The 23,582-nt window shown below is 36.8% G+C and carries 28 protein-coding genes; 6 read left to right on the forward strand and 22 right to left on the reverse strand.

The genetic code is table 11. The features are described 5' to 3' along the window. Positions 1–2: 2 nt before the first annotated feature. The 7 genes from HHL23_RS03480 to HHL23_RS03510 form a co-directional block, all read right to left on the reverse strand. A complete protein-coding gene (locus HHL23_RS03480) occupies positions 3–644 on the reverse strand; it encodes a DUF4291 domain-containing protein (protein WP_169233427.1) in 642 nt (213 codons plus the stop codon). Positions 645–724: 80 nt separating this feature from the next. Continuing rightward, positions 725–1,198 carry a macro domain-containing protein gene (locus HHL23_RS03485; protein WP_169233522.1) on the reverse strand — a complete coding sequence of 158 codons (474 nt, stop codon included), beginning with the start codon at positions 1,196–1,198 and terminating at the stop codon, positions 725–727. A gap of 55 nt (positions 1,199–1,253) precedes the next feature. Further along, the gene (locus HHL23_RS03490) at positions 1,254–2,324 is read right to left on the reverse strand and encodes an adenylosuccinate synthetase (RefSeq protein ID WP_169233428.1); all 1,071 of its coding nucleotides are present in this window, start codon (positions 2,322–2,324) and stop codon (positions 1,254–1,256) included. 3 nt (positions 2,325–2,327) lie between these two features. Next, the gene (locus HHL23_RS03495; protein WP_169233429.1) at positions 2,328–3,182 is read right to left on the reverse strand and encodes a hypothetical protein; all 855 of its coding nucleotides are present in this window, start codon (positions 3,180–3,182) and stop codon (positions 2,328–2,330) included. A 3-nt stretch (positions 3,183–3,185) separates the two neighbouring features. Further along, positions 3,186–3,521 carry a hypothetical protein gene (locus tag HHL23_RS03500; protein ID WP_169233430.1) on the reverse strand — a complete coding sequence of 112 codons (336 nt, stop codon included), beginning with the start codon at positions 3,519–3,521 and terminating at the stop codon, positions 3,186–3,188. Positions 3,522–3,591: 70 nt separating this feature from the next. Next, on the reverse strand, positions 3,592–4,140 hold the full coding sequence (locus tag HHL23_RS03505; protein WP_169233431.1) for a prolyl hydroxylase family protein: 549 nt from the start codon (positions 4,138–4,140) through the stop codon (positions 3,592–3,594). 286 nt (positions 4,141–4,426) lie between these two features. Next, positions 4,427–5,104, reverse strand: coding sequence for an NUDIX hydrolase (locus HHL23_RS03510; protein ID WP_169233432.1), 678 nt, complete (start codon positions 5,102–5,104; stop codon positions 4,427–4,429). 121 nt (positions 5,105–5,225) lie between these two features. Here HHL23_RS03510 and HHL23_RS03515 point away from each other — a divergent pair, with 121 nt between their 5' ends. After that, positions 5,226–5,858 (forward strand): DUF1579 domain-containing protein, encoded by a 633-nt coding sequence (locus HHL23_RS03515; RefSeq protein ID WP_169233433.1) that lies wholly within the window; start codon positions 5,226–5,228, stop codon positions 5,856–5,858. 98 nt (positions 5,859–5,956) lie between these two features. After that, a complete protein-coding gene (locus tag HHL23_RS03520) occupies positions 5,957–6,166 on the forward strand; it encodes a hypothetical protein (RefSeq protein ID WP_034724485.1) in 210 nt (69 codons plus the stop codon). A 39-nt stretch (positions 6,167–6,205) separates the two neighbouring features. Here the strand turns inward: HHL23_RS03520 and lepA are convergent, their stop codons facing one another. The 6 genes from lepA to HHL23_RS03550 form a co-directional block, all read right to left on the reverse strand. After that, complete coding sequence (gene lepA, locus HHL23_RS03525) at positions 6,206–8,002, reverse strand: translation elongation factor 4 (protein WP_169233434.1); 1,797 nt, start codon at positions 8,000–8,002, stop codon at positions 6,206–6,208. A gap of 267 nt (positions 8,003–8,269) precedes the next feature. Beyond that, positions 8,270–9,298: a hypothetical protein gene (locus HHL23_RS03530; RefSeq protein ID WP_169233435.1), complete on the reverse strand. Its 1,029-nt coding sequence runs from the start codon at positions 9,296–9,298 to the stop codon at positions 8,270–8,272. An 85-nt stretch (positions 9,299–9,383) separates the two neighbouring features. Beyond that, positions 9,384–10,400 (reverse strand): hypothetical protein, encoded by a 1,017-nt coding sequence (locus tag HHL23_RS03535; RefSeq protein ID WP_169233436.1) that lies wholly within the window; start codon positions 10,398–10,400, stop codon positions 9,384–9,386. A 99-nt stretch (positions 10,401–10,499) separates the two neighbouring features. Continuing rightward, positions 10,500–11,021 carry a hypothetical protein gene (locus HHL23_RS03540; RefSeq protein ID WP_169233437.1) on the reverse strand — a complete coding sequence of 174 codons (522 nt, stop codon included), beginning with the start codon at positions 11,019–11,021 and terminating at the stop codon, positions 10,500–10,502. 5 nt (positions 11,022–11,026) lie between these two features. Further along, positions 11,027–11,560, reverse strand: a complete 534-nt coding sequence (locus HHL23_RS03545) for a hypothetical protein (RefSeq protein WP_169233438.1) — start codon at positions 11,558–11,560, stop codon at positions 11,027–11,029. 18 nt (positions 11,561–11,578) lie between these two features. Next, positions 11,579–12,130, reverse strand: coding sequence for an RNA polymerase sigma factor (locus tag HHL23_RS03550; RefSeq protein WP_169233439.1), 552 nt, complete (start codon positions 12,128–12,130; stop codon positions 11,579–11,581). A 189-nt stretch (positions 12,131–12,319) separates the two neighbouring features. Here HHL23_RS03550 and HHL23_RS03555 point away from each other — a divergent pair, with 189 nt between their 5' ends. From HHL23_RS03555 to porW, 4 genes are all read left to right on the forward strand, one after another. Further along, a complete protein-coding gene (locus tag HHL23_RS03555) occupies positions 12,320–13,069 on the forward strand; it encodes a Rossmann-like and DUF2520 domain-containing protein (RefSeq protein ID WP_169233440.1) in 750 nt (249 codons plus the stop codon). Beyond that, positions 13,059–13,577, forward strand: a complete 519-nt coding sequence (locus HHL23_RS03560; protein WP_169233441.1) for a KdsC family phosphatase — start codon at positions 13,059–13,061, stop codon at positions 13,575–13,577. The genes HHL23_RS03555 and HHL23_RS03560 overlap by 11 nt, the downstream gene beginning before the upstream one ends. 9 nt (positions 13,578–13,586) lie before the next feature. Then, a complete protein-coding gene (locus HHL23_RS03565; RefSeq protein ID WP_169233442.1) occupies positions 13,587–14,141 on the forward strand; it encodes a Maf family protein in 555 nt (184 codons plus the stop codon). A gap of 85 nt (positions 14,142–14,226) precedes the next feature. Beyond that, on the forward strand, positions 14,227–16,797 hold the full coding sequence (porW, locus tag HHL23_RS03570; RefSeq protein ID WP_169233443.1) for a type IX secretion system periplasmic lipoprotein PorW/SprE: 2,571 nt from the start codon (positions 14,227–14,229) through the stop codon (positions 16,795–16,797). A gap of 57 nt (positions 16,798–16,854) precedes the next feature. Here porW and tsaB read toward each other — a convergent pair whose 3' ends face one another. The 9 genes from tsaB to HHL23_RS03615 form a co-directional block, all read right to left on the reverse strand. Then, entirely contained in the window at positions 16,855–17,541 is a 687-nt protein-coding gene (tsaB, locus tag HHL23_RS03575; protein ID WP_169233444.1) for a tRNA (adenosine(37)-N6)-threonylcarbamoyltransferase complex dimerization subunit type 1 TsaB, read from the reverse strand. A gap of 64 nt (positions 17,542–17,605) precedes the next feature. Next, complete coding sequence (locus HHL23_RS03580; protein ID WP_169233445.1) at positions 17,606–18,046, reverse strand: nuclear transport factor 2 family protein; 441 nt, start codon at positions 18,044–18,046, stop codon at positions 17,606–17,608. A 1-nt stretch (position 18,047) separates the two neighbouring features. Continuing rightward, on the reverse strand, positions 18,048–18,797 hold the full coding sequence (locus HHL23_RS03585) for an SDR family NAD(P)-dependent oxidoreductase (RefSeq protein ID WP_169233446.1): 750 nt from the start codon (positions 18,795–18,797) through the stop codon (positions 18,048–18,050). A gap of 91 nt (positions 18,798–18,888) precedes the next feature. After that, positions 18,889–19,563, reverse strand: a complete 675-nt coding sequence (locus HHL23_RS03590) for a hypothetical protein (protein ID WP_169233447.1) — start codon at positions 19,561–19,563, stop codon at positions 18,889–18,891. Between the two features lie 152 nt (positions 19,564–19,715). Continuing rightward, entirely contained in the window at positions 19,716–20,087 is a 372-nt protein-coding gene (locus HHL23_RS03595; RefSeq protein ID WP_169233448.1) for a YraN family protein, read from the reverse strand. Next, positions 20,087–20,512 carry a hypothetical protein gene (locus tag HHL23_RS03600; RefSeq protein ID WP_169233449.1) on the reverse strand — a complete coding sequence of 142 codons (426 nt, stop codon included), beginning with the start codon at positions 20,510–20,512 and terminating at the stop codon, positions 20,087–20,089. The genes HHL23_RS03595 and HHL23_RS03600 overlap by 1 nt, the downstream gene beginning before the upstream one ends. Positions 20,513–20,528: 16 nt before the next feature. Beyond that, positions 20,529–21,458, reverse strand: coding sequence for a S66 peptidase family protein (locus HHL23_RS03605; RefSeq protein ID WP_169233450.1), 930 nt, complete (start codon positions 21,456–21,458; stop codon positions 20,529–20,531). Beyond that, positions 21,455–22,141: a LysE family translocator gene (locus HHL23_RS03610; RefSeq protein ID WP_169233451.1), complete on the reverse strand. Its 687-nt coding sequence runs from the start codon at positions 22,139–22,141 to the stop codon at positions 21,455–21,457. Before HHL23_RS03610 ends, HHL23_RS03605 begins: the two co-directional genes overlap by 4 nt. A 24-nt stretch (positions 22,142–22,165) precedes the next feature. Further along, positions 22,166–23,569 (reverse strand): pyridoxal phosphate-dependent decarboxylase family protein, encoded by a 1,404-nt coding sequence (locus HHL23_RS03615; protein ID WP_169233452.1) that lies wholly within the window; start codon positions 23,567–23,569, stop codon positions 22,166–22,168. Positions 23,570–23,582: the final 13 nt, after the last annotated feature.

A 23,582-nucleotide genomic window follows, 5' to 3' on the forward strand; every position in this document is an offset into this window, starting at 1 on the left:
AATTAGTTCTGATTTAATCTTAACTTTTTATTTAAACTTTCATCGTTGAATAGCAATGGTTTTTCCTCAGGAATGATCAGATTATCCAAATCATCATGTAAAACAAACTGGCGTTGTTCCTTCACAAAATCTGAAATATTTTCAATTAAGAGGACTTCTTCATGAGCAAAAGAACGGGTGAATTTATTTCGCAGCCCAATTTGTATTGCTCTTCTCTCCAACTTGTTTCCAAAAGGATCATGATCCGGATCCCATTGCAGTCTCACAGAAGATGCTTTTACCTCAGCCTGCCATGCTTCCCGGGAAATCCCCAAACTATCATTGTAGGAAGAATAAACTGCATTCTCTATATATTTTTTGAAAGCAGACATTTTCAAATGAATGGCCAGAACATATTCCTGTCCTTCTTTTATTCCCCATCCGTTTCGGTACATCATCCAAAGAAAATTAGGCTTGATCCAGGTCATTCTGTCCAGACTGAATTCACCTCCAAAATATTGATTTTTAATCGCAAACTCTCCAATTTCTTTTCTATAAGATTGATACACAATAATTTTATCATCATCGTATTGGGCCATGAGATGATACCCTTCTTGAGGCCAATCCTGTAGTTGTTCTTTATATTTTTTTAATTTAAGTTTCATTATATTTCTTCGAACATTTCCAGCAATTCCTTTTTCTTGGTTAAAATTGCAAAAACCACTCTTTTAAATTTATTTTTCTGTTATTCAAAGTCATAAACATATACCGAAACATCATGTCTGAGCATTGTTTTTACAATGATAGGTTCAATTTCTTCCCATTTCCCTCCTGCCAGGCCACATCCAATTCTCGGCATATGGACTTCTGCCTTGAGTTTTAAAGCTTCAAGAGCTAAATTCTCAAGACATTTTTCTACGGCTTCATATCTTATTGGCGAAATTCCTTTTGAACTTGTTATTGTCTTATGCTGACCGATCATATTACAAACCCAGATCTCTTTTTCAACTTTTATGATCTGAATCTCTCCGAGACTGAACCTTTCTCCACTTTTAAACCATTCCCTGTATTGTGCTTCAGGCAGTTTCCATCTTTTAGAAATCGCCATCACAAAACCTCTTCCCCAACCTCCAATGTCGTTACAGATATGGGTAATGATCTTATTTCCTTTTGTTTGAGGATTTGTGGCGTCTCCTTTTAAATAGTTTATTTTTCTCATCATTTTTAATTGATCCGGCTCGGTTCTGTCACTAAATATAAAGCCATTATTTGGTTTACAAAATTTGTTTAAAGTCTTTTGAATATGGAGAATAGGATCCGTACATCTGGTCAAATTTTACTTTTAAATTTTCTGTTTTAAATTGCTCATCGGTTTGATCCAGACACGTAATGACAAGATTCTTTTTGGTTGCGGTCACATAGGCTCCATCCAAAAGAAGGGCATAGTTCAGTAAGTCATCATCCAGCTCTCCAAAGCGAAGTTCTTTCTGATAATCATTAAAGACACAGGTTTCCTCTTCATTATTTTTCAGCACCAATTCCTTTTCATTGCTCATCCATCCGCTTCCGTGACGTGTTGAGTAACTTCTCGTCACATAATACATTTCAATTTCCTCTATTTTCAAAATTTGACAGATCTCGTAAGCATTTTTTGAAGTGGTATGAGCATAGGTTACATTGGGAAATACTCCATGATCCATATCCAGCAGGATTCCCTGGCTTCCTTCAAAAATGAGAGTTTCAAAGGAATTCAGATAGGTATAATCATCTATTTTCCAATCGATCTCGTCTACCGCGTTCAAAAAACCATGCAATGCTTCCCGTATCTGATCTTCGTCCATAAAGCCATAGTAATAAGCAATTCCTTTTAATTTTTCGATCAGCATTCCTCTTGGTGCTATCAAATCGGCAGCAAATAGTTTGTATGGGCTTTCATGTCTTTTCATGGTCGCTCCAATTCCTTTTCCACAGGTTCCGTGCTCCAGATTCTTTGCATTGGTCCTGTTCTGCCAGACATCAAACGGAGTGGTCACTTTGGCCAGTGGATGAATATGCAGTTCCGTGTTTCCGTTTTTTTCCATTAATTCCATCCTTTCATTTAGTAAAAACACAGGATGAATCGTGCAGTGTTCCGAAAAATAAGAAGGTAATCCACGAAGTGCTCCGCTTGCAAAACTGGAATGAATATGCTTTTTATCATCAATCATTACGGTATGTGCAGCTTGCTGGCCTCCGGAAAATCTGATGACAACAGAATCCGGGTTTTGCTGCGCCAGGAAATCTGTGGTGTTTCCCTTTCCTTCGTCCCCAAAACCCAAGCCTATTACTATTTGTGCCTTTTTCATGACTTAAAACATTTGAATATTATCAAATTCGTTTCTATCTCCCGCTATGAACGTTTTATTTTTAAAGGTATCACAAATAATTCCTTTAATTACATTGGGAATTTCTCTGTGATCCTCTATCGATAAACAGTTCTGTCCTAACAATTCTTTCCAGCCGCTATCTGCTCGCATGGCCTGGTCTGAATGCACAACATTGATGTGATACACTTCATACCTTTTTCGAGCTTCTTCCAAGAGTTCAAAGTGTGTATAGGTATGCTGACCGGCTCCCATTATTTCGCTGATCGCTGATGCCGGAAGTGTTTTTAAGCAGGGTTCATCCCCTACGGTAAACAAAAGTCCTTTTTGATTTCTCTTCTCAAAAGCATCCGTTCTGGTATGAAAAGCGGCAAAATACCACGCCAGAAGATAACTTTCTCCGGCATTTCCGCCACCGCCGGATTCAATATAAGTACGGGTCAGCCACATATCGAGTTCCTCATCTCCTGACTCAAACTGCCCGACCTGTAAAGGGTAAGCATCACATTCATGATCTCCGATTCCTAAGAATAAAAGAGCAGGATCCGGAACACCGCCCTGGATAATTCCTCCCATTAATTTAGGCAAGCCTTCCTTGATGAGTTCGTGGGGAATGTGTCCCATACTTCCCGTTACATCCAATCCTAAAATGATGGGAACAGAATTCGGATGTACTGCAGAATCTCTGGATTCTCTGAAAGAAATACCTTTGGGATTCATAGATTCATGAGCCATTCTTTTGGCATTCTGAGTGAAAATTTCACCTGCGGATTTAGATCCGTACCCTTCTTTTCTTGCTCTGTCGAAACGAGCGTCCATATCGTATCTTGTACTTCCCATAATTTAAAATGTTTTACCGAATAAATACTCAAATCTCTTCACTGCGATTTCTAACTGAATATTTAAATTCCTGAGGGTTAATGAATATTCTATATCTTTCTGAACAAATGCCTCGGGCTGAAAGTCTGCAAATGTGAGGCTGTTCCTGTCTAAAGGACTGATATCGATGAGGCCTTCCTGCTCTCTTTCCAGTCTCTTTATTTTCAGTTCAATGTCTTCCACCCTGCGCCTGTAGATCAATTCGGAATCTGCTCCAATGGTTCTCGCACGGTCTTCTCTGATCTGGTCATTGTTTCTCTGTAATGACTCGATGAATCTTGGCTTTAAGTCGTCTTCCATTTTTATCTTTTTTGTGTTGTTTTTACGCTAAATAAAAAGAACATAGCAATGCTTCTTCTTTTAAAGAGTTTTACTTGTTGGAATACATTACATCGGTTCTTAAAACATACTTTTTACCGCTGACCAGGATTTTCCCTTCATGTCTCAGCAGATGATAGAAAACCAATGCTGATCCTTTTTTCGGAGCGACTGTAAATAGGTTTTCAAATTCTGTTTCCCCACCTTCGAAGTCATCATTCAGATAAATCATGAAAGTGTAGAAACTTTTTTCATGTTCGTTGCGGATATAGCTTCCGTCTCTGTGCATTTTAAATCTCTGTCCGGGTGTATATTTATAGACTCTGAACATTTCATTGAAATTCTGAAGCTTATCATTTTCGTGTTCCTGAGGGAGAAATTGTTCTGCTTTTCTGAAAAGATCTTCTGCTAAATCATGATCAAAAACCATCAGCCTGTCGTTATTCCTGATGCCTTTACTCATCATTTGGCGTCCATGTACATTGATCTGAGCTTCTTCAAATACTTTTCCTTCAGCCATGGCAATATATTCATCACAGGCCTCAGCAGTCAGGAAATCTTCAATGAGAAATATCTGTGGGTGCAGTTCTGTTTTTTCCATAATATTATTTTGTGTTTGGCAATTGTGTTATTCTTACACAAATGTAAAACAATCTCATTATACAGCCAAAATATATTTGCGTTATTTCAACGCTAACTATTTAACTTATTGATTGTCAATATAAAAAATTAAATATTCCAAATCCAATTTGAACACGAATGACACTAATGTTTTCACAAATAGCACAAACATACATTAAACTAAAATATTAGTTTAGTTGATTTACATAGGAAAATAAGAGATTTATGATTGTAAATTTATACAGGGATCTGTATTGAAGAGGAAGTTATTTGATCTCGAAATAGAATCCTTCTTTTTCAAGTTCTTCATACTTCTCCTGATTGAATGTAAAAAGTTTTCCGGGTCTTCCGCTCCCTTCTTTTTTGACATTGTTGGTTTCATTAAGCAATCCGTAGCTCATAATCTTTTTACGAAAGTTTCTACGGTCTATTTCGCGCCCGACAATAGTTCTGTAAAGGTTTTCAAGGTCTGAAAAGGGAAATTCTTCATTGAGAAGATTGAAGCCGATCGGCTGGTACTGAATTTTCGTACGAAGTCTTTGTAACGCAATATCAATGATGCCTTTATGATCAAAAGCAAGGGTTGGAAGTTTATTCACACTGAACCATTGTGCATCTTCCGCATCTGAGTCTGCAAAGAGTTCGTGGTAAGAAGGGTTCACAAGGCCCAAATAAGCCACAGAAACCACTCTGTTCCTTGGATCACGGCCTACGTTTCCAAAAGTATAAAGTTGCTCCAAAAAATCGGGCTTTATGCCTGCTTCTTCGTGCAGTTCTCTTTTGACTGCATCATCCAGGTTTTCATCATCCAAGACAAGACCTCCGGGCAGAGCCCAGCCTCCTTTGAAAGGTTCGATCTTTCTTTTGATTAGAAGGAGTTGAAGATCCTGTTTATCAAAGTATCCGAAAATGACGGCATCTACTGCAACTTTTATAGCCTGCATAATTAATTTGCGTTATGAATACACAAAGGTACGTTTTATATATGACATCAAAAAAACAATTACCCGAATAATAAAATTGATTAACTTTATTATTCATTAACCTACTTAAAATTAACTAATTATGAAAAATCTATTGTTATTATTTTCAATTGCTTTTCTTTTGGCCGCTTGTGAGAAAGGAAAGCCTTCCACAGAAAAAAGCTTATCTAAAACTGACTCTACGGAATGGAAACCTGTAGATTCTGCGGTTGCCATGAAAGCATGGATGGAATACGCCACACCCGGAGACCTGCACAAAATGCTGGCAAAATATGACGGAAACTGGACAGGAACATCAACCATGTGGATGGAAGCCGGTGGAAAACCTATTACCAGCCAAGCTGAATGTACCAATAAAATGATTTTTGGAGGACGCTATCAGCAAAGCAATTACAAAGGAAGCTTTATGGGAATGCCTTTTGAGGGCATGAGCCTCATGGGCTACGACAATGCTAAGAAAAAGTTTGTAAGCACCTGGATAGATAATATGGGAACAGGCATTATGCATGCAGAGGGTGAATGGAATGCATCAAAAAAATCCCTTGAATTTAAAGGAAAAATGGCCGATCCTGCAAGGCCCGGAAAAGAATGCGATTTCAGAGAAGTGTATGTATTTACCGATGACAATAATCACACTATGGAAATGTACGGTCCTGATTCCAAAGCAGGAAATGAATATAAGTCCATGGAAATAAAATTCACGAGAAAAAAATAAAAACCGGAGAAACCTCTCCTACGAAACAGTGATTTTCCTTATAGATTTACTGACAGATATGCTCAACTTTGGTATAGAAAATAAAAATTTATACCATCATGAAAACATTATTAAGAGCCTTTATCGTGGTCATTATTATCATAGGAGGAGTATTGATCATTGTTGTGGGGAAAAAGCCTTTCCCGGAACCTGAATGTCTCGTATGCGGGATCAATCTTATAAGAACATTAGGCATCGCTGAAGTAATTCTCGGCCTCGGTGCATTGGTGATCCAGGCCAATCTGACGGAGAAGCAGCGAACTTTCTAAAAAATAAAAGACCGGTAATTTCTTACCGGTCTTTTTATATTAATCGTTTAGTTTTAATACTGCCATGAACGCAGACTGAGGGACTTCTACCCTTCCGATCTGTTTCATTTTCTTTTTACCTTCTTTCTGCTTTTCAAGAAGTTTACGTTTTCTGGAGATATCTCCACCGTAACATTTTGCGGTAACGTCTTTTCTTAAAGCTTTGATGGTTTCTCTTGCGATCACTTTCGCTCCCAAAGCGGCCTGAACGGCAATGTCAAACTGCTGTCTAGGAATCAGTTCACGAAGTTTTTCACACATCTTTTTACCAATGTGATAAGCATTACTGTCGTGAATCAAGGAAGAAAGGGCATCTACCATATCTCCATTAATCAGGATGTCCATTTTCACCAATTTGGAAGCACGCATTCCGATGGGTGTATAATCGAATGATGCATATCCTTTAGAGATGGATTTAAGACGGTCATAGAAGTCAAAAACAACTTCTGCCAGAGGCATATTGAATGTCAGTTCTACTCTGTCCGCCGTTAAATAACTTTGGTTTAGAATTTCACCTCTTTTTTCAATACACAGCGTCATCACAGAACCTACAAAGTCTGATTTCGTAATGATAGAAGCTTTAATAAAAGGTTCTTCTACTCTATCAAGAATGGAAGGGTCCATCATTTCTGACGGGTTGTTAATTAAAATGGTCGTCTCAGGGTCTTTTTTAGAGTAACCGTGGTATGAAACGTTGGGTACCGTAGTAATAACGTCCATATTAAACTCTCTGTCAAGACGTTCCTGAACGATTTCCATGTGAAGCATTCCTAAGAATCCGCAACGGAAACCGAAACCTAAAGCGGCTGAACTTTCTGGCTCGAAAACCAGGGAAGCATCATTCAATCTTAATTTTTCAAGTGAGAATCTCAGTTCTTCAAAGTCTTCTGATTCTATAGGATAAATTCCGGCAAAAACCATTGGCTTTACTTCTTCAAAACCATCGATTGCAGCGGTAGCAGGATTTACAAAAGAAGTGATGGTATCTCCTACTTTTACTTCTCTGGCATCTTTAATCCCGGAAATAATATACCCTACGTCACCACACTGGATTGTTTTTTTAGGAACCTGCTTTAGTTTCAAAGTTCCTACTTCATCAGCTCCATATTCTTTTCCTGTAGCGAAAAATTTAATTTTTTCGTTTTTAGAAATACTTCCGTTTACGACTTTAAAATAAGCTTCAATTCCTCTGAATGGATTATAAACAGAGTCAAAGATCAAGGCCTGTAATGGGGCATCAGGATCTCCAACCGGAGGTGGAATTCTATTCACGATCTGCTCAAGCAAATCATGAACTCCCTCCCCTGTTTTTCCGGAAACTCTAAGGACATCTTCATATTTGCACCCTAAAAGTCCCATAATTTCGTCGGTCACTTCTTCAGGGTTTGCAGAGGGAAGATCTATTTTATTAAGAATTGGAATAATTTCCAAATCGTTTTCTAATGCTAAATAAAGGTTACTGATGGTCTGTGCCTGGATACTCTGTGCAGCATCTACAATAAGAAGAGCTCCTTCACAGGCGGCGATAGAACGGGAAACTTCATAAGAAAAGTCTACGTGTCCCGGTGTATCGATTAGGTTTAAGATATATTTTTCTCCTTTATATTCATAATCCATCTGGATTGCGTGAGACTTAATGGTAATCCCACGTTCTTTCTCCAAATCCATATCATCCAGGGTCTGAGACTGCAGTTCTCTCTGAGTAACTGTGTTGGTATACTCCAAAAGACGGTCTGCCAGAGTACTTTTACCGTGGTCAATATGAGCGATTATGCAAAAATTTCGTATGTTTTTCATTTAAGAACGTTGTAATTTGCAAAGATAAAAAAAAGCGAGACAATTCCTCATTCTTATTTTATGGTGTGAAATTAATTTAAAATATGCTTAAAATGATTTAGTTTTCAGGAACTTTTCCTGTTCTCCGTACTGTTCATTTTCGGGTTTTGGCGGCGGCAAAGCCGCCGCCAAAACCCGAAAATGAACTCAGACAAATGCTGCGATTGGGGCTAAGTTTGCAGCCGACAGAAAGGGTTGCAGAATTACTATTCCTATTTTTTATCTGCCTTATTTAGGTTTAACGAAATTTTTGGGTAAAATATATTCCCCAGTAAGCTTATCAATTCCTATTCTGTAATACGAAGCATTCTGTTTGCGGATTCTTGTAGCTGCAACGTCTATTATAGCTACAATCAAACCTCCAATAGCACCTGCTGCACCTGCCCCTACAATAATCGGTGTACTACTATACTGCGGAAAAATTTCTTCCTGAGATGCCATTATAAAAATTCCGTCATTATCTTTTTCAATTTCGATAATACTTACAGGTGTTTTCTTGTAAGCAATTCCGTTATCAATTATTGCATAAACATCTTTGCCAAGATTATCGTAACCATCTACTCTTTTCACTCCTTTAATTACACCATCTTTATTCTTCTTTACTGCAAATTCTTTAGCTGGTTTTTGTTCGGCAAATGATTTATAATCTTTATAAACACCGTCTGTAAAAGTTTCAGAACTATAAACTGATAACTTTTCGGGTATTATTTTTTCATAATTTGTAAGATCAGTTTCAAAAATAGGAACATTGAGCCCGGTTTCAGTGTATGAATCTTTGATAATATCGGCTAATTCTGATGATATTTTAGCCGATATAGCCCTCGTAATATACGCATGATCTTTCTGTTGATAATCTTTTGAAATTGTGCGTTTTTTCAAAAAATAATATTTATCATTTCTTTTTAAAAAAGTAGACATTTTCATCTCCAGATGTCCCATAGCTGATCTTTCAGTAGGTATATCATTAACCTTTAAATTTTCCAGCACAAGAAAATATTGAATATTTCCCTGTACCTTATTATCTTCTAAAAACCAATCAGAAAATAATTTTTCCAAATCATCTTTTTCAAATTTTACCTCGAAAGGATCTTTTCTGTGAGAAACTATTCCTATGTTTTTATCTTCCCTCCTGTCTAGCAAAGTAAGAGATTTGGCAAAATGATTTTTATCTTTTATGCTATTTCTGAGCTCTATAAATTGGTCTTTTTGAGCAAAAATAAAACTAGAAAATAATAGAAAGAAAAATGTTTTTTTCATTTGTTTTTTTTAAAATTCGTTCGTAAAACTATGAATTAGTTTAAAAATTAAACGACTCCACAAAAAATTTGTAAGAGCAGCTATGTTATTCCTCTGAGAAATCGTATTCTCCGGTCAATGGATCAATATACACTTTCCCCGAACCTCCACTCTTCATTTTCTTCTGTCTTGCTCCCTGCTCAATAGCTCCTGCAATTCCTCCAATAAGGCCAAACATTCCGTAGGAGCTGTTAGATTGTACAGGAAAAAGGTGGCCGCGATTGGCTAAAAGATAAAAGCCATTTTCGTCCTTATCAAGATCAAGAAAGCCTGAGAATGTACTTTTACGAGCTTTTCCTTTTTCTACATAAGCAAACATTTTGTAAGCAGAAATCTTCGTTTTTTTTCCGTTTTCTTCTTTTACGGCTTTTGTAACATCCCCTTTGTTATTAATCTCAAGAACATAATCTCCTTGTTCAGGAGTTTGGTTGAAGAAAGAAATATAATCCAGATAGATTCCATCTTTTAATGGTGCTTCTTTTAAAGCGGGATAATTGGTTTTTACAAGACTAGTGTAATCTGCCAGATCATTTAATGAAACTAAATTTCCTGTAGGATTCAATGAATATGATTTTTTGATGAATACAGAAAAAATGGCGGGAATATTTTTCACCATCAGTTCCGAAACCTCCTTATCATAAAAAGTAAATACGGTATCTTTTTTATACAGGAATTGGTATTTATCACCGGTTTTAGCAAAAGTCTGGGCAGAAAAGTCCATCTTCCCTTCTGTCTTTTTACCATTCGAATCTCCTGTTGAAAGCTTCAGTTTTTTTAAAACCAAAACAAAATCAGTTAATTTACCGGGTTGATTACTTTTTAAATACCAGGCACTAAAATCAGCATCTGGTGTTGTAGGAAAAACAACTTCCTTCATTTCCTTTTGGTCGCCAAAAGGCAGTATGCCAATTTGCTTATCCTCTCTCTGATCGATTACTTTGAAAATTGAATAAGGATTTTCAGTATAATTCAAAATGTTCCCTCTGAATTTTATGACTTCTTTTGTCTGCGCAAAAGCAACAATAGTCACAAAAATAAATGCCAGCTGCATCAGTTTTCTCATTGTATAATTTTTTTTGCGCAAAAATAGTCATTCGTAAACACTAAACGGCTCTCACAAGAAAAATTCGTGAGAGCCGTCCAACATTAAAAAAATAAACTATTATGGGTTTTGTTTGGCCCTTGCCGTATTGTCATGCCCGCTGTGAGGTTTTCTTTCATTCATTTTATCTCTCATCATTCCCTCAGACTGGAATAGTTTTAATACTTTTTGGCAAGGAATTACCTGCTGCATTTTATCAGCATATTTCTTTCTGTTATCCAACAACTTCTGTCCTACATCAAAACTTTGCTGAAGTTTAGCCTTCGCTTCATCATCAGATAAAGTTTCCGGATTGAAATTAGGATTAAACTGTCCTTTTATCTGTTTCTGATTCTCAAGATACTCATTATACAGCTGTGTAAATTCAGTTTTATCACTGGCATCAATTTCGAGATTTTCCAGCACCATATTATTTCTAAACCTCTTGAGAAGTTCTTTTCTTTCTTCCGGAGAAAGATTGTTTATTACCTCCTTTCTTTGTTTAGGATCCATCTTTTTCCAGTCATAATCTGTAATCTGGGCATTTTGTGCATTCAGACCAAAACCATACATAATAAAAAGCGTAAATAATATCTTTTTCATCTTTCTTAATTATATAAATCTAAATAAACGTCCTGGGTTGAGTTGCTTGCCAATTCTGAAATTTCGGAATTAGAAAACGAATCCAGATATTCATTCATTTTAGTTTCTTCTTTTTTAGTTCCAGCTTTTGCAGGTTGCTTTGCAGTTACATTGTCTGCTCCTGTTTTAGGAGTATACGAAACAGTTTTACTTCCCTGGTTACTAACTGTTTGATTGTTATTTTCAACAGAAGTTAAATCAGCTTCCAGCGTTTCATAAGCGCGTTCGCTTTCTGTTTTAGGCTGTTTTTCATTGACAGCATATGTTTTTGAATTCGCTCCATCTTTAGCCGGATCGTTGTCAGAATTAAAAACATAGGTAGCCCCGAATATCAAAGCAAGTGATGCCGCAGCGGCATACATCCAGTTCAGTTTGAAGACTGGTGCTTTTTTATTCGCTTTCACTTCGTTCATTACACTGTTCTGGATGTTTTCAAATAAATCATCGGGAACTTTGTAAATATTCTTGCGTTCTAGTTTTTCTATGTCGAACTCTTTCATCTTTGTTGGGTCAAAAAATTATCTCTCGTAATTTTCTTTAATATACTCTTCTATTTTCTGTTTGGCATAATGATAATTGGTCTTTAAAGTCCCTACAGACATATCCACAATTTTTGATATCTCTTCGTAAGGCAAATCATCATAATACCGCATCATAAATACCAGTTTCTGCTTTTCGGGTAGGCTTTGTATGGCGTTCTGGAGAATCAGTTGAATTTCTTCTGCATCTCCTTCTGTATTGTCGGCCACCAGATTTTGCATATAGTACTCCGGATCTTCATCCGTTTTCTGCATTTTCTTCATCTTATTGACCTGCTGTAGTGCTTCGTTGGTAGCGATCCTGTAAAGCCAGGTATACAGCTGGCTATCATTTTTGAACTGGTGAAAATTCTGATAGGCTTTAATAAAAGTCTCCTGCAGCGTATCCTGAGCAAGGTCACCATCTACAATAATCCTTCTGATGTGCCAGTACAATCTGCTTTGATAAGCATCCATCAAGGCACGGACACCTTTTTCCTGGGTCCGTGGATTCTGCATCAACGAAATAATTTCCGCGTCCTTAATCTTCATAAGATGCTTTCACTGTTTTGGATTACAAAAATAGCCGAAAGTTAAATTACTTATTCAATTTTCAGTCCAAATATTTTAAATAATATGAGATACTTACGCCGTAAGCTTTAAGCAGCGGGCTCTAGGCAAATTCCTGATAAACTTCTACCCTTCTGTTTCCATCTTCCGTTAAAATCTTATATTTGTTAGATGCAAACTGTAATTATAGGTTCCGGAAATGTGGCCTACCATATGGCAAAAGCTTTTAGTCTGAAGAACATTCCATTAGCACAGCTTTTTGGAAGGAACGGCGAAGAACTGAAGAAAATTTCTGAAGAACTGCATGTTCCCTATTCTACGGAGCATCTGGAAGATGCAGATCTTTACATCATCTGTGTAAGTGATAATTCTGTAGAAAATGTTTCTGGAATAATCACTAAAAAAGACTGTTTGGTTGCCCATACTTCAGGATCTCTGTCTAAAGAAATACTGGCAGGAGAGTACAGAAAATCAAGCTTTTATCCTTTGCAGACTTTTTCAAAATCTAAAGAACTGGATTACAAAAAAATCCCGTTTTTTATTGAAACAGAAAATGAAGAGGACAAACAGATTCTTTTTGACCTCGCTTCCCAAATTTCTGATAACGTAATGGAAAGCAGTCACGAAAAGAGAAAATACATTCATCTTACAGCCGTTTTTGCCTGTAATTTTGTGAATCACCTTTTCGCAAGAGCCAAAGAAGTTTCTGATTCGCAAGAAATTCCGTTTAATTATTTTTTACCGCTTATTGATGAAACGGTGAAGAAAATTCATGAAATAGAACCTATGGAAGCACAAACAGGACCCGCAGTAAGAAATGATGTGAGAGTTCTGGAATTACATGAGCAGTTATTAAAAGACGAAAGTCTTGAGATTTACAAGACAATGAATCATTCTATTCAAAAAATGTATGAGTTATAAAGAGAAATTAAAAGATATTAAGGCATTTGTATTTGATGTAGATGGCGTTTTTACGGATGGAAGCGTTTATCTGATGCCCGGTGGAAATATGTGCAGGGTAATGAATGTCCTGGATGGATATGCAGTAGTTAAAGCGTTAAAAAACAAATATTTAATTGGTGTTATTACCGGTGGAAACGATGATATGGTAAAACACAGGATCAATTATCTTGGAATAGACGATTATTATCCAAAGTCACACAATAAAATGTCTGATTTTGAAGATTTTAAAAAGAAGTATAACCTTAAAAACGAAGAGATTCTGACCATGGGAGATGATCTACCGGATATTCACATTATGGAAAGCTCTGCGATCGCTGCATGCCCCGAAAATGCTGTTCCGGAGGTAAAAGGAATTTCCAATTATATTTCGGCCAAAAAAGGAGGAAGCGGTGCAGTAAGAGACGTGATCGAGCAGGTGATGAAAGTTCAGGGGAACTGGCACGATGATAATACCCAATCTGTATAAATTCAACGCATGAAATTACTTTTAGCATCCCAGTCACCGAGAAGAAAAGAACTGCTGACAAGCTTAGGTTTTGAGTTTGAAGTTGTGAAAATAGACTGTGAGGAAATTCTTCCTGGAGATATCAAAATAGGAGAGGCCGCAGCATATCTGTCTGAATTAAAAGCAGAAGCATTTAGAGAATTAACAACTGATGAAGTTTTGCTGACGGCTGATACTGTGGTTGCAGCAGAAGGACAAATCCTTGGAAAACCGAAAGATGAAAACGAAGCAAGACAAATGCTCCGCACGCTTTCCGGGAAGACTCATCAGGTGTATACGGGAATCTGTATTAAAACCATTGATAAAACTTATACAGAAACCGACGTGGCAGATGTGGAATTTGATGAAATTACAGATGATGAAATAGAGTATTACATTCAAAATTACAAACCTTTCGACAAAGCGGGTAGCTATGGCATCCAGGAGTGGCTGGGAATGGCAAAAATCAGGAAAATGAACGGAAGTTTTTATACCATCATGGGACTTCCTACTCACTTGGTTTACAAAATTTTGAATGAAATATAAATATTATTCATTATAAAATTTTATTATTTTTACAAAATCATCAACTGCCTATAATAAAAAGCAGATAAGAGAGTTATATTGAGTAATGAAAAAAAATATTGTATTCCTTTTAATCATGTGTCTCGTTGCTTCCTGTGTCACTAAGACCAAAAAGCCGGAGCAGCGATCTAAATTCATGAAAGGATTTAACACCTACTATAATACCCTATTTAATGCTAAAGACGCATTAAACAGTGAATTTACGAGCAGAGACAAGGGACATAAGGATAATTTTTATGCTCCTTACATTCCTATTCTTACCTACGAAGACCAGCCTTTAGGCAGTGATCTTGGGCAATCTGCTGCATTTGCCGAAAACTCCATGAAAATGGCGGAAGTGAACAGACCTTCTTCCGGAAGAGGAGCTCCGGGAATGCCACCAGGAATACCCGGTTCCAATGGAGAGGATCCCAGTAAGCCTGATGATCTTCAGAATAAAGGAGCAACCACTTTGGAAATTGCTGAAGCAAAGGCCCAGAAAGCCATCACGAAATACTCTGTCATCAGAAACGGTGAAGAAAAGAATAAAAAGATCTTCGATGCTTATATGATCCTGGTACAGTCCAGAATTTATCAGAACAAAGCTGTGCAGGCTCTGGATGCCCTGAACTATGTTTTCACGCATATGAAGGATGATAAAAGACTTCCTTTGGCAAGAATTTATCAAGGGGTGGCTTATGCGCAGATCAAAGATTATCACAAATCAAATGAAACTTTTGCCAAACTGAAAGGGGAGGACGTTAATAAAAATTATGCTAAACTGTTGAGTATCTACTATTCTGAATCTCTTTTGGATTCAGGAAAAAAGGAGGAAGCTGCTGCTGAACTGGACAGAGCTTTTGAACTGAACTCTGACAGAAAATTAAAGAGCAGAATATCCTATCTGAAAGGACAGGTTTATGAAAATATGGGCAACAATGATAAAGCCCGTGAAAGCTTTACCCAAGCCTATAAATACGCCAATGATTTTGAATTTGAAGTGAAATCCCAAATTGCTATTGCCAAGACCTTTAATGGAAAAGGCGATTATAGTGGAGCTAAAAACTATCTGGAAGGTATCAGTAAGAAAGGAACTTACGGATCCAGAAAGAATGAATTTTATTATGCCTTAGGTTTAATGGCCAACAAGGCCGGGAAGAAAGATGAAGCCCAGGATTTTTTCAAAAAATCTTTATTTGAAAAGGTGTCTGATCCACAGGTGAGAGGTCTTACCTACTACGAAATAGGAAAGAGCTATCTTGAAAAAAATGACTATATCGGGGCCGGAACCTACTATGATTCAGCGCTTACGGTGATGACCTACGAGCCTTCGAAGATCCTTTTAAAGGACCAGTCTGAATATATCAAGAAGATCTCCAAAAACTACTATCTGATCAAGAAGAATGACAGTATTCTTTCTTTAGCGAAGATGAGCGACCCTCAGAAAACTGACTTTTTCGCGAAATATATTGCAAAACTGAAAGCTAAAGAGGAAAAAGCAGAGCAGGAGAGAATACGTGCCGAAAGAAGCAAAGGCTTTGATGGTGGAGACTACAACGCCAATTCTATATTTGCCAATAACACCAATTCTTTTGAAGATTTTGGGGTGACTACCAAAGGTTTTTATTTCAGTAATACGGGAACCATCAGTAAAGGAACTTCTTCGTTTAAGCAGATCTGGGGAGAAAGAGCATTAGCAGATAACTGGCGTTATTCCAAGAAAATGGCGTCTATTGAAGATATGAAAAATGAAGCTCTTGGAGTGACTTCAGCACCTAATCCAAGACGTTTCGAACCTACATACTATATTGAACAGATCCCTACAGATCAGGAAAAATTGGGACAATTAAAGAAAGACAGAGACACTGCTTCTCTAGGTTTAGGGGTAATGTATCAGAATTATTTTACGAATACACCGCTAGCCACCAAGACATTGTATGACCTTGTAGATGTAAAACCGGAGGAAAAGGTAATGCTTCAGGCGCTTTACGAGATCTTCGCTATGAATTATCTGAAGAATCCACAAGCTTCAGAAAGAGCGAAACAAATCCTTTTAACTGATTATCCGTATACATCATACGCTGAATTTGCAAGAAATCCTAAGAATGTTTCATTTGTAAAGTCATCTGAAGAGGTTGAAAATGAATACAAAAAGGCTTATGCTCTCTACGAATCAGAGAAATTTACGGAAAGTAGAGAGGTTATAGACCAGACCATCCAAAAGTTCCCCAAAGATGCCCTGGTTCCGAAATTTCATCTGCTGAATGCTTTCAATACAGGTAAGACCAGTGGAAAAGAGGTAATGATCCTTCAGCTGGAGCAGATAGCCCTGAATTATTCCAAAACTCCGGAAGGCATAAGAGCCAAGGAGATGCTGAACTATCTGAAAAGTGAACTTTCATTTCAGGCAACTGACCACAAGGGGAATTCTCTTCCTCAGCAACCTGGGGCACCAGTACAGCCTGTACAAAACCAAGATAATGGTATTCCTCAGGTTCCTGGCAATAATGATAAAAACGGTCAGCTCATGCAGTCGATACAAGAAATGAACGCAGAGCCTAAAAAATCGAAAGAGAAATTGAAAAAGGACAAGCAGAAGGAAAAAAGTCCGGATGTCATTCCTGAAATGCCTAAATAATAAAAAAAGCGAAGAACTAATCTTCGCTTTTTATATGTAATTGCTCATTTTTTATGGTCATATAGAATCTGAAGATTTCTTTTTCTTTACACCGTGGAAATCTTTGAGATAGAAGGGTTCAAAGTAGGCAATATCTTCAAATTCCTTTTGATCAATTTTTTCCAGGCTCCTTTTGATAAGGTATTGTGCGGAAGGGTAGACATCCTCTCTAAAGTCTGCATCAGGCAGATCCAGAATGTCTTTTGCTTTCTTTGCCCCATCTCCTACAAAAATTACTTTTTTATCTTTAAATTCTCCGAAAGAAGTTTCATCTAAAATTTTGGCTTCAGTCTGCGATAGTTCTTTGCCTGTTTTGCCGTCATAAACAGCCGTATAAACCTCCATTCTCCTTGCGTCGATCAATGGCACTATATAATCATAGTTTTTGCCTAAAAAAGGCTCTATCATGCTTTCCAGAGAATTCACTGCAATAAGCGGGATTTTCAGTCCGTAGCAGAAACCTTTTGCGGAGGCTGCCCCAATTCTTAATCCGGTATAAGAACCCGGTCCTTTACCTAAAGAAACTGCCTCAATATCTTTCATCGTGAGGCCTGCGCCTTCCAGTGCCCATTCTACATAGGTGTGAAGACTTTCAGACTGTTTGTAGTTCTCGGAGACTTCTTCGCATAGACATAAGAGCTTTTCGTCGTCTGAAATAGCTACAGAGCAGTTTTTGGAAGAGGTTTCCAGATATAGAATTTTCATCTCTTTAATTTTTAAGCTGATTGGCAAATTGCAAAAGGCAAAATTGCTTCAAATTCGTGCAAATTTATGGCTTTATTTCGACACTCTGACGACTCCAGAGTTTCCATACCGTATTCTTTCTGATCCAGATCTCCAGCAGAGCCAGTTTCATTTCAAAATCCTGATTTTTATACGTTCCTGAAACCTTTATTTTCCTTCTGATACTTACTGTATTTTTATATTTTTTGATCTCAGAAAGCTCTGTTTGCTGAATCTCTTTGTAAGTCACTTTTTTTGATGAAAAATCCTTTTTGAAATCTTCGAAGTTCTGTATCCAGCCGTTGGAATGGCCAAAAGAAACATCCGGACTCAAAATATCGACTATCTTTTCATCGTTATTCTGTAAATAGATATCCAGGAGTTTCATATTCCCCAATAGCTTTTGACCTTCTTTAGAAGTGGCTATATTTTGGCAACTCCAAAGAGCAAATGAAAGAAGCAGGATAAAAAATGATATTTTTTTCACCCTATTTTCTGTAAATCGTTCTCGGCTCACTCTGTGCACTTGGATAAATAGTCATATCCGAAACCATTACATGTTTGGGAGCATTCACACAATAAGCGATAGCATCAGCAATATCTTCGGCTTTTAAAGCTTCATATCCGGCATAAACGGTTGCGGCTCTTTCGCTGTCACCTTTGAATCTTACCAGAGAGAAGTCTGTTTCCACGGCTCCCGGCTGAATATTGGTCACTTTGATTCCAAATTCGGTAAGTTCCAGGCGCATTCCTTCGGAAATTACATCAACTGCTTTTTTAGTTGCGCAATATACAGTTCCGTTAGCGTAGGTTTGCCTTGCTGCCACTGAACTAATGTTTACGATATGCCCTGAATTCCTCTCTTTCATAGAAGGGATGATCGTTTTGGAAATGTATAAAAGTCCTTTTACATTGCCATCGATCATAGAATCCCAATCATCTGTCTTTCCGGCAGAAAGAGGTTCCAAACCGTGTGCATTGCCTGCATTATTGATTAAAACGTCAATATTCTTCCATTCTTCAGGGAGAGAATTGATCGCTTTTTCAACTTCTTCAAGATTTCTTACATCAAATAATAAACTAAATACTTCGGTATATTGGGAAAGTTCAGATTTTAGTGATTCTAAAACTTCGTTTCTCCTTCCACAGATAATCATTCTGTTTCCCTGTCTGGCAAGAAGCTCTGCCGTAGATTTTCCTATTCCGGAAGTAGCTCCGGTGATGAGTATTGTTTTCATAAAATATATTTCTAATTTAACAATGTATCAGTCTAGCAGTGTAACAATAAATAGTATTCTGCATTTCTTGCATTGGTACACTGTTACATTATTACATTGTTATATTGTTCTCTTTTCTTTTCATTACATATCTGTAGATCCAGAATTCAACTAACGGGATGAGCATGAGCAATATCCAGATGATAAGAATTCCGTTGATAATTGTTTTAAACTGTGATTTCAGAACCATCAGAAATAAATTCTGAACCTTCTTGACAATAGAGGATTCCACATCTTTAGAATCCAGCATGATCAGCTGATTGGTCAATTTATCAAACTCGCTGTAAGAAATGCTTTCCGAGATATTCACGTGAGGAACCGCATTCAACATTCCGTACAAAACAAGGGTATGAATCCTGTCGCCGTATTTTTCAGCAAACAAAGAAGCCAGCCAGTTTTTAGGGCTGTCTACCACCTGATATTTCGTATCATAAGCTTTGGCGATATCAACGATCCGGATCTTTGTATTCTTATTGCTGTTGCTCAAATCTGCTACCACAGACTGCAACTTTCCGACAAACTGTTTTTTGGATTGTTCATCCTTAAAAGCATAATAAGTACCTGCATTGTAAGTTTGCTGTGAAATAGAGTAGCTATCCTTTTTAAGGGCTTCATATGCACCCCAAAACAGACCTAGTTTGAGAGAAAAGATAATGTTGATGATAAAAATTGCTGGGATATAAAGTTTTACTGCCCAGTTATAATAAGTATGTTCTCTTGAAAACACTTTATATTTTTTTAAAATCAAACTGTAAATTATGCTTATCACTATGCCTATTACAAAGCATAAGGACATATAAAAAATTATTTTAAGCGGATAATTTTTCAGGACGTAAACGACCACAGAGTATATGACTTCCCAATCTAAATTTTGCATCATCAGTTGGCATCTAAAGCTTCAAAAGCGTCGGTTATATGTTCAATAATCAAGTTCTTTCTTTCGTCAGGAAGAACAGAAATAATATCAAATCTTACTTCATTGCTCCTGTTAAATTCTTCAAGATAATGGTTGGCTGCCGAAACAATAGACCGTATTTTTGTTTTGGTAACTGCCTCGTGAGGAAGGATAAAAGCATCTGTAGAACGGGCTTTTACTTCAACAATGATGATCAGATTTTCTTTTTCGGCAATGATATCAATCTCCGCTTTTTGAAACCGGAAATTTCTGGTAACAACCTTATAGCCGTTCTTCTGCAGATATTCTGCGGCAAGGTCTTCTGCTATTTTACCGAAATCATTATGAATTGCCATTATTTAAAAGATAATTTATGGTGTGTTGATATCCATACTTCTTCATTTTTACAGTCCCAGTAAAAGCGTTTTGAAAACAAATCAAACTCGCTTTTTTCTGATGGCTTGAACAAGGTGTCATTCAGTTTATAAAAATCAATATTTTCAAGCTTCCCAATTGTAAAACCCATTCTGTTTTTGAGCTTATAGGTCTTAAAATCAGGATCGGTAGCATACTTTCTTCTTTCCCAAATCTTTCCTCTTTCATCATACTGAAAGAGGGTATATTCAGTATTACAGGGACATTTCTCTTTATATTCAAGCTTTAGTCCTTTGTCAAAGAATAGAAAATAAGACACTACACTAACTAAAAACAGAATATAAAGCGTGCTTTTCACAAGATCCGGTGTGATTTTTATGGGCTTAAAATTCTCAGTAAGCTTCATCCGGAATCATCCTTTTTTAAAATTCAATTTTAACTTTATCTTCAACCTTTATCGTAACATTTCCACCAATAATCAAAGGTCTGTTATCTTTAATGTGACCGTTTGGAAACCCAAAAACTATTGGGAAATTATATTTTGAAATTCTGTCTGAAATTAATTTATAAGCAAATTCATCAAAACTTTCTTCGTATTGTTTATTTTCCTTTTCATCGCCCATATTGGTCATTCCGCCAACGATTAGTCCTTTTATTTTAGTAAAAACTCCGGCTAATTCCAGGCTCATGATCATTCGATCAAGGGCATAGAAATTTTCCCCGATGTCTTCAATAAATAAAATCTTATCCTTAAAATCGAAAGAATATTTAGTTCCTAAAAGTGCATAGATCAGGGCTAAATTGCCTCCAACCAATTCACCTTCAATGGTCCCTGTTTTATTAAATTGATGAGATTTTAAAGCATATTTAAGACTTTTCCCTTTTAAAACATCAAATATCAGGTCATAGCTTTCATCCGTCACCCCAAAACTTGATGTTTTGATGGTTTGTCCGTGAATAGAGGCAAAACCTTTCTTTAGTAAATAGCTTTGTATAACGGTATTATCAGAGTATCCGATATACCATTTAGGGTTTTCTGCAAAGTTTTTCAGTTTTAAATGCTGAACCAGATGCTGACATCCGTAACCTCCTCTGGAAGCCCAAATTGCTGAAATCTCTTTTTCATTTAAAGCCCAGTTGATGTCTTTTAATCTTTCCTGTTCTGTTCCGGCATAATTGTATCCGTTTGAAAATTTAGTGTACAGATGTTCTCCCAAAACAGGTTCAAAACCTCTTTTTTTGATCATTTCTATACCCTTTTCAAGCTGAGATGGATCTACAGCTCCGGCAGGGGAGATAACAGCTATTTTAGCTCCTTTTTTAAGAGCTTTTGGAGAGATTATTTTTTTCATTCTGTTTTTTGGTACTTGATTTCTTTTTTCTCAGCTTCTTCTAAACGTCTGTCGAACTGATTGAATTTCTTAAAGCTCTGCAGAAATATAAAGAAACTGAACATAATAAGAATCCCGCCTACAATCCTTCTGATCTTGTTGGCGAGTTTCTGGGTAAGTTTATCGTGAAATTGTTTTGCTAAGAATATTTTGGCCAGGTCAATGCACAGATAGGTGCCAATGACTATACTCACATAGAGAATAAAACTGCTGGTATCGGGGTACTGGTTTCTTACGGAAATCACCGTAACCAGCCAGAAGAGAATCACTCCTACATTCAAAAGATTGAAGAAAAAACCATTGAAAAAGGTTTTAAAATAGTTTTGGCCAATGATCCTTTCTTCACCGGGCATATGCATTTTGGTTTTGGTCACCATCATGACGATCCCGTATACAAATATAAGAATAGAAGTAATCCTGTAAAATCCGGGATGTTTATCTATTAAAGTGACAATATCTGCACTTGCATAATAAGCAGCAACAATGCATAATATATCTGCCGTAATGACTCCGAGATCCAGTGCCAGGGCATGTCTTGGTCCTCTGGAAAAACTGGTTTCAATTAACAGGAAAAAAATAGGTCCTATAAAAACCAGGCTCAGCATAAATCCTAAAACAACGGCAGAAAGTACAAGTTCAAACATGCTCTAAATTTAAGAATAATAGTATTAAATATCCATTTTATCAAGCGCAAATTGTATTTCTGTAAAAGCGACGTCTAAATCTTTATCGCTTGTTCTCCAATTTACAAATGCAGCCCTGATTCCCGCTTTATTATTAAGCCTTGTAGGAGTCATAAAAATTTTCTCATTTTCATTAATGATATCTAATAATGTAGAACTTTTCTCGGGATTTTCTTTCAATGAAAAGCATACACAATTTAATCTTGTTTCTGACAATAACTGTAATGCTGGGTGATTTTCTACAAATACTGAAAATTTTTGAGCATTCTGTATATTATTTCTCACTATATTTTGATAGCCTTTTTTTCCATACGCTTTTAGGGTAAACCATACAGGTAAAGCTCTGAATCTCCTGGAATTCTCAGGCGTAAAATTACCATAGGAAAAATTATCTTCCGGGTTTCCTAAATAGGCTGCATTGGAGTTTTGAAAAACCTGCATCTGCAAACCGCTATGTTCTTTTCTAATAAAATAAACCGCATTTTCATATGGTACGTTCATCCATTTATGGCAATCTACTGCAATGCTGTCTGCATTTTCCCAACCCTCTAATAAGTGTTTGTATTCATCCAGAATATTAGCAAACCCACCGAAAGCAGCATCAATATGCCACCAGAAATTATATTTTTCTTTTAGGATACTGATAGATTTCATATCATCAAAATCAACCGTATTTACTGTTCCTCCACTGGTTGAAATAATGATTTGCTTGGCCTTATAAAATTCTAGTTTTTGTTCTAAGTCTTCAACATCAAGCGCCTCTCTTGTTTCATCTTTTTTCTTAACAAAAACAATATTATTACTCCCTATACCTAACATGCTTAGGCATTTAACAACTGAAGAATGGGGTTCTGCAGAAAGTATGACAAAATCATCAGAAGAAACACCTTCTAATGCATAGTTTTTATTTATTTGATGCCCTGCCCATTGTCTGGCTGTAGCAAGGCATGTAAAGTTTGACATAGTAGCACCTGTCACAAAGCCTCCTGCGAAAGAATCCGGCAGGCTAAAGAAATCCAGCAACATCTTTACAGTTTCTACTTCCAAAAGGGCAGAAATATCTCCTCCCTGATTAATTCTCTGTGTATTTTGATCATAAATAGTTGCCAAAAAATCTCCAATTAATGCTGCTGGCGTTGCCCCTCCGGTAACAAAACCCCAATATTTAGGTCCGCTGGAACCAGAAATAATTGGTTTTACTGCTTGTTGGAAATATTCTAAAACTTTTTTTGATCCCCATCCTTCGTAAGAAAGATTTTGATGTTCCAGTTTTACATTTGGCTGGGTAGATATTTCATCCAGAGAATTAAAAAAATGGACAATTTCTGAAAATGTTTTCTCTAAAATTTCTGAAAATTCTTCCTTATCTATTTCAAGTACTCCTTTCATAAGCTCTGTATGA

This window comes from Chryseobacterium antibioticum (assembly GCF_012927325.1).
In the GTDB taxonomy this organism is placed as follows: Bacteria; Bacteroidota; Bacteroidia; order Flavobacteriales; family Weeksellaceae; genus Chryseobacterium; species Chryseobacterium antibioticum.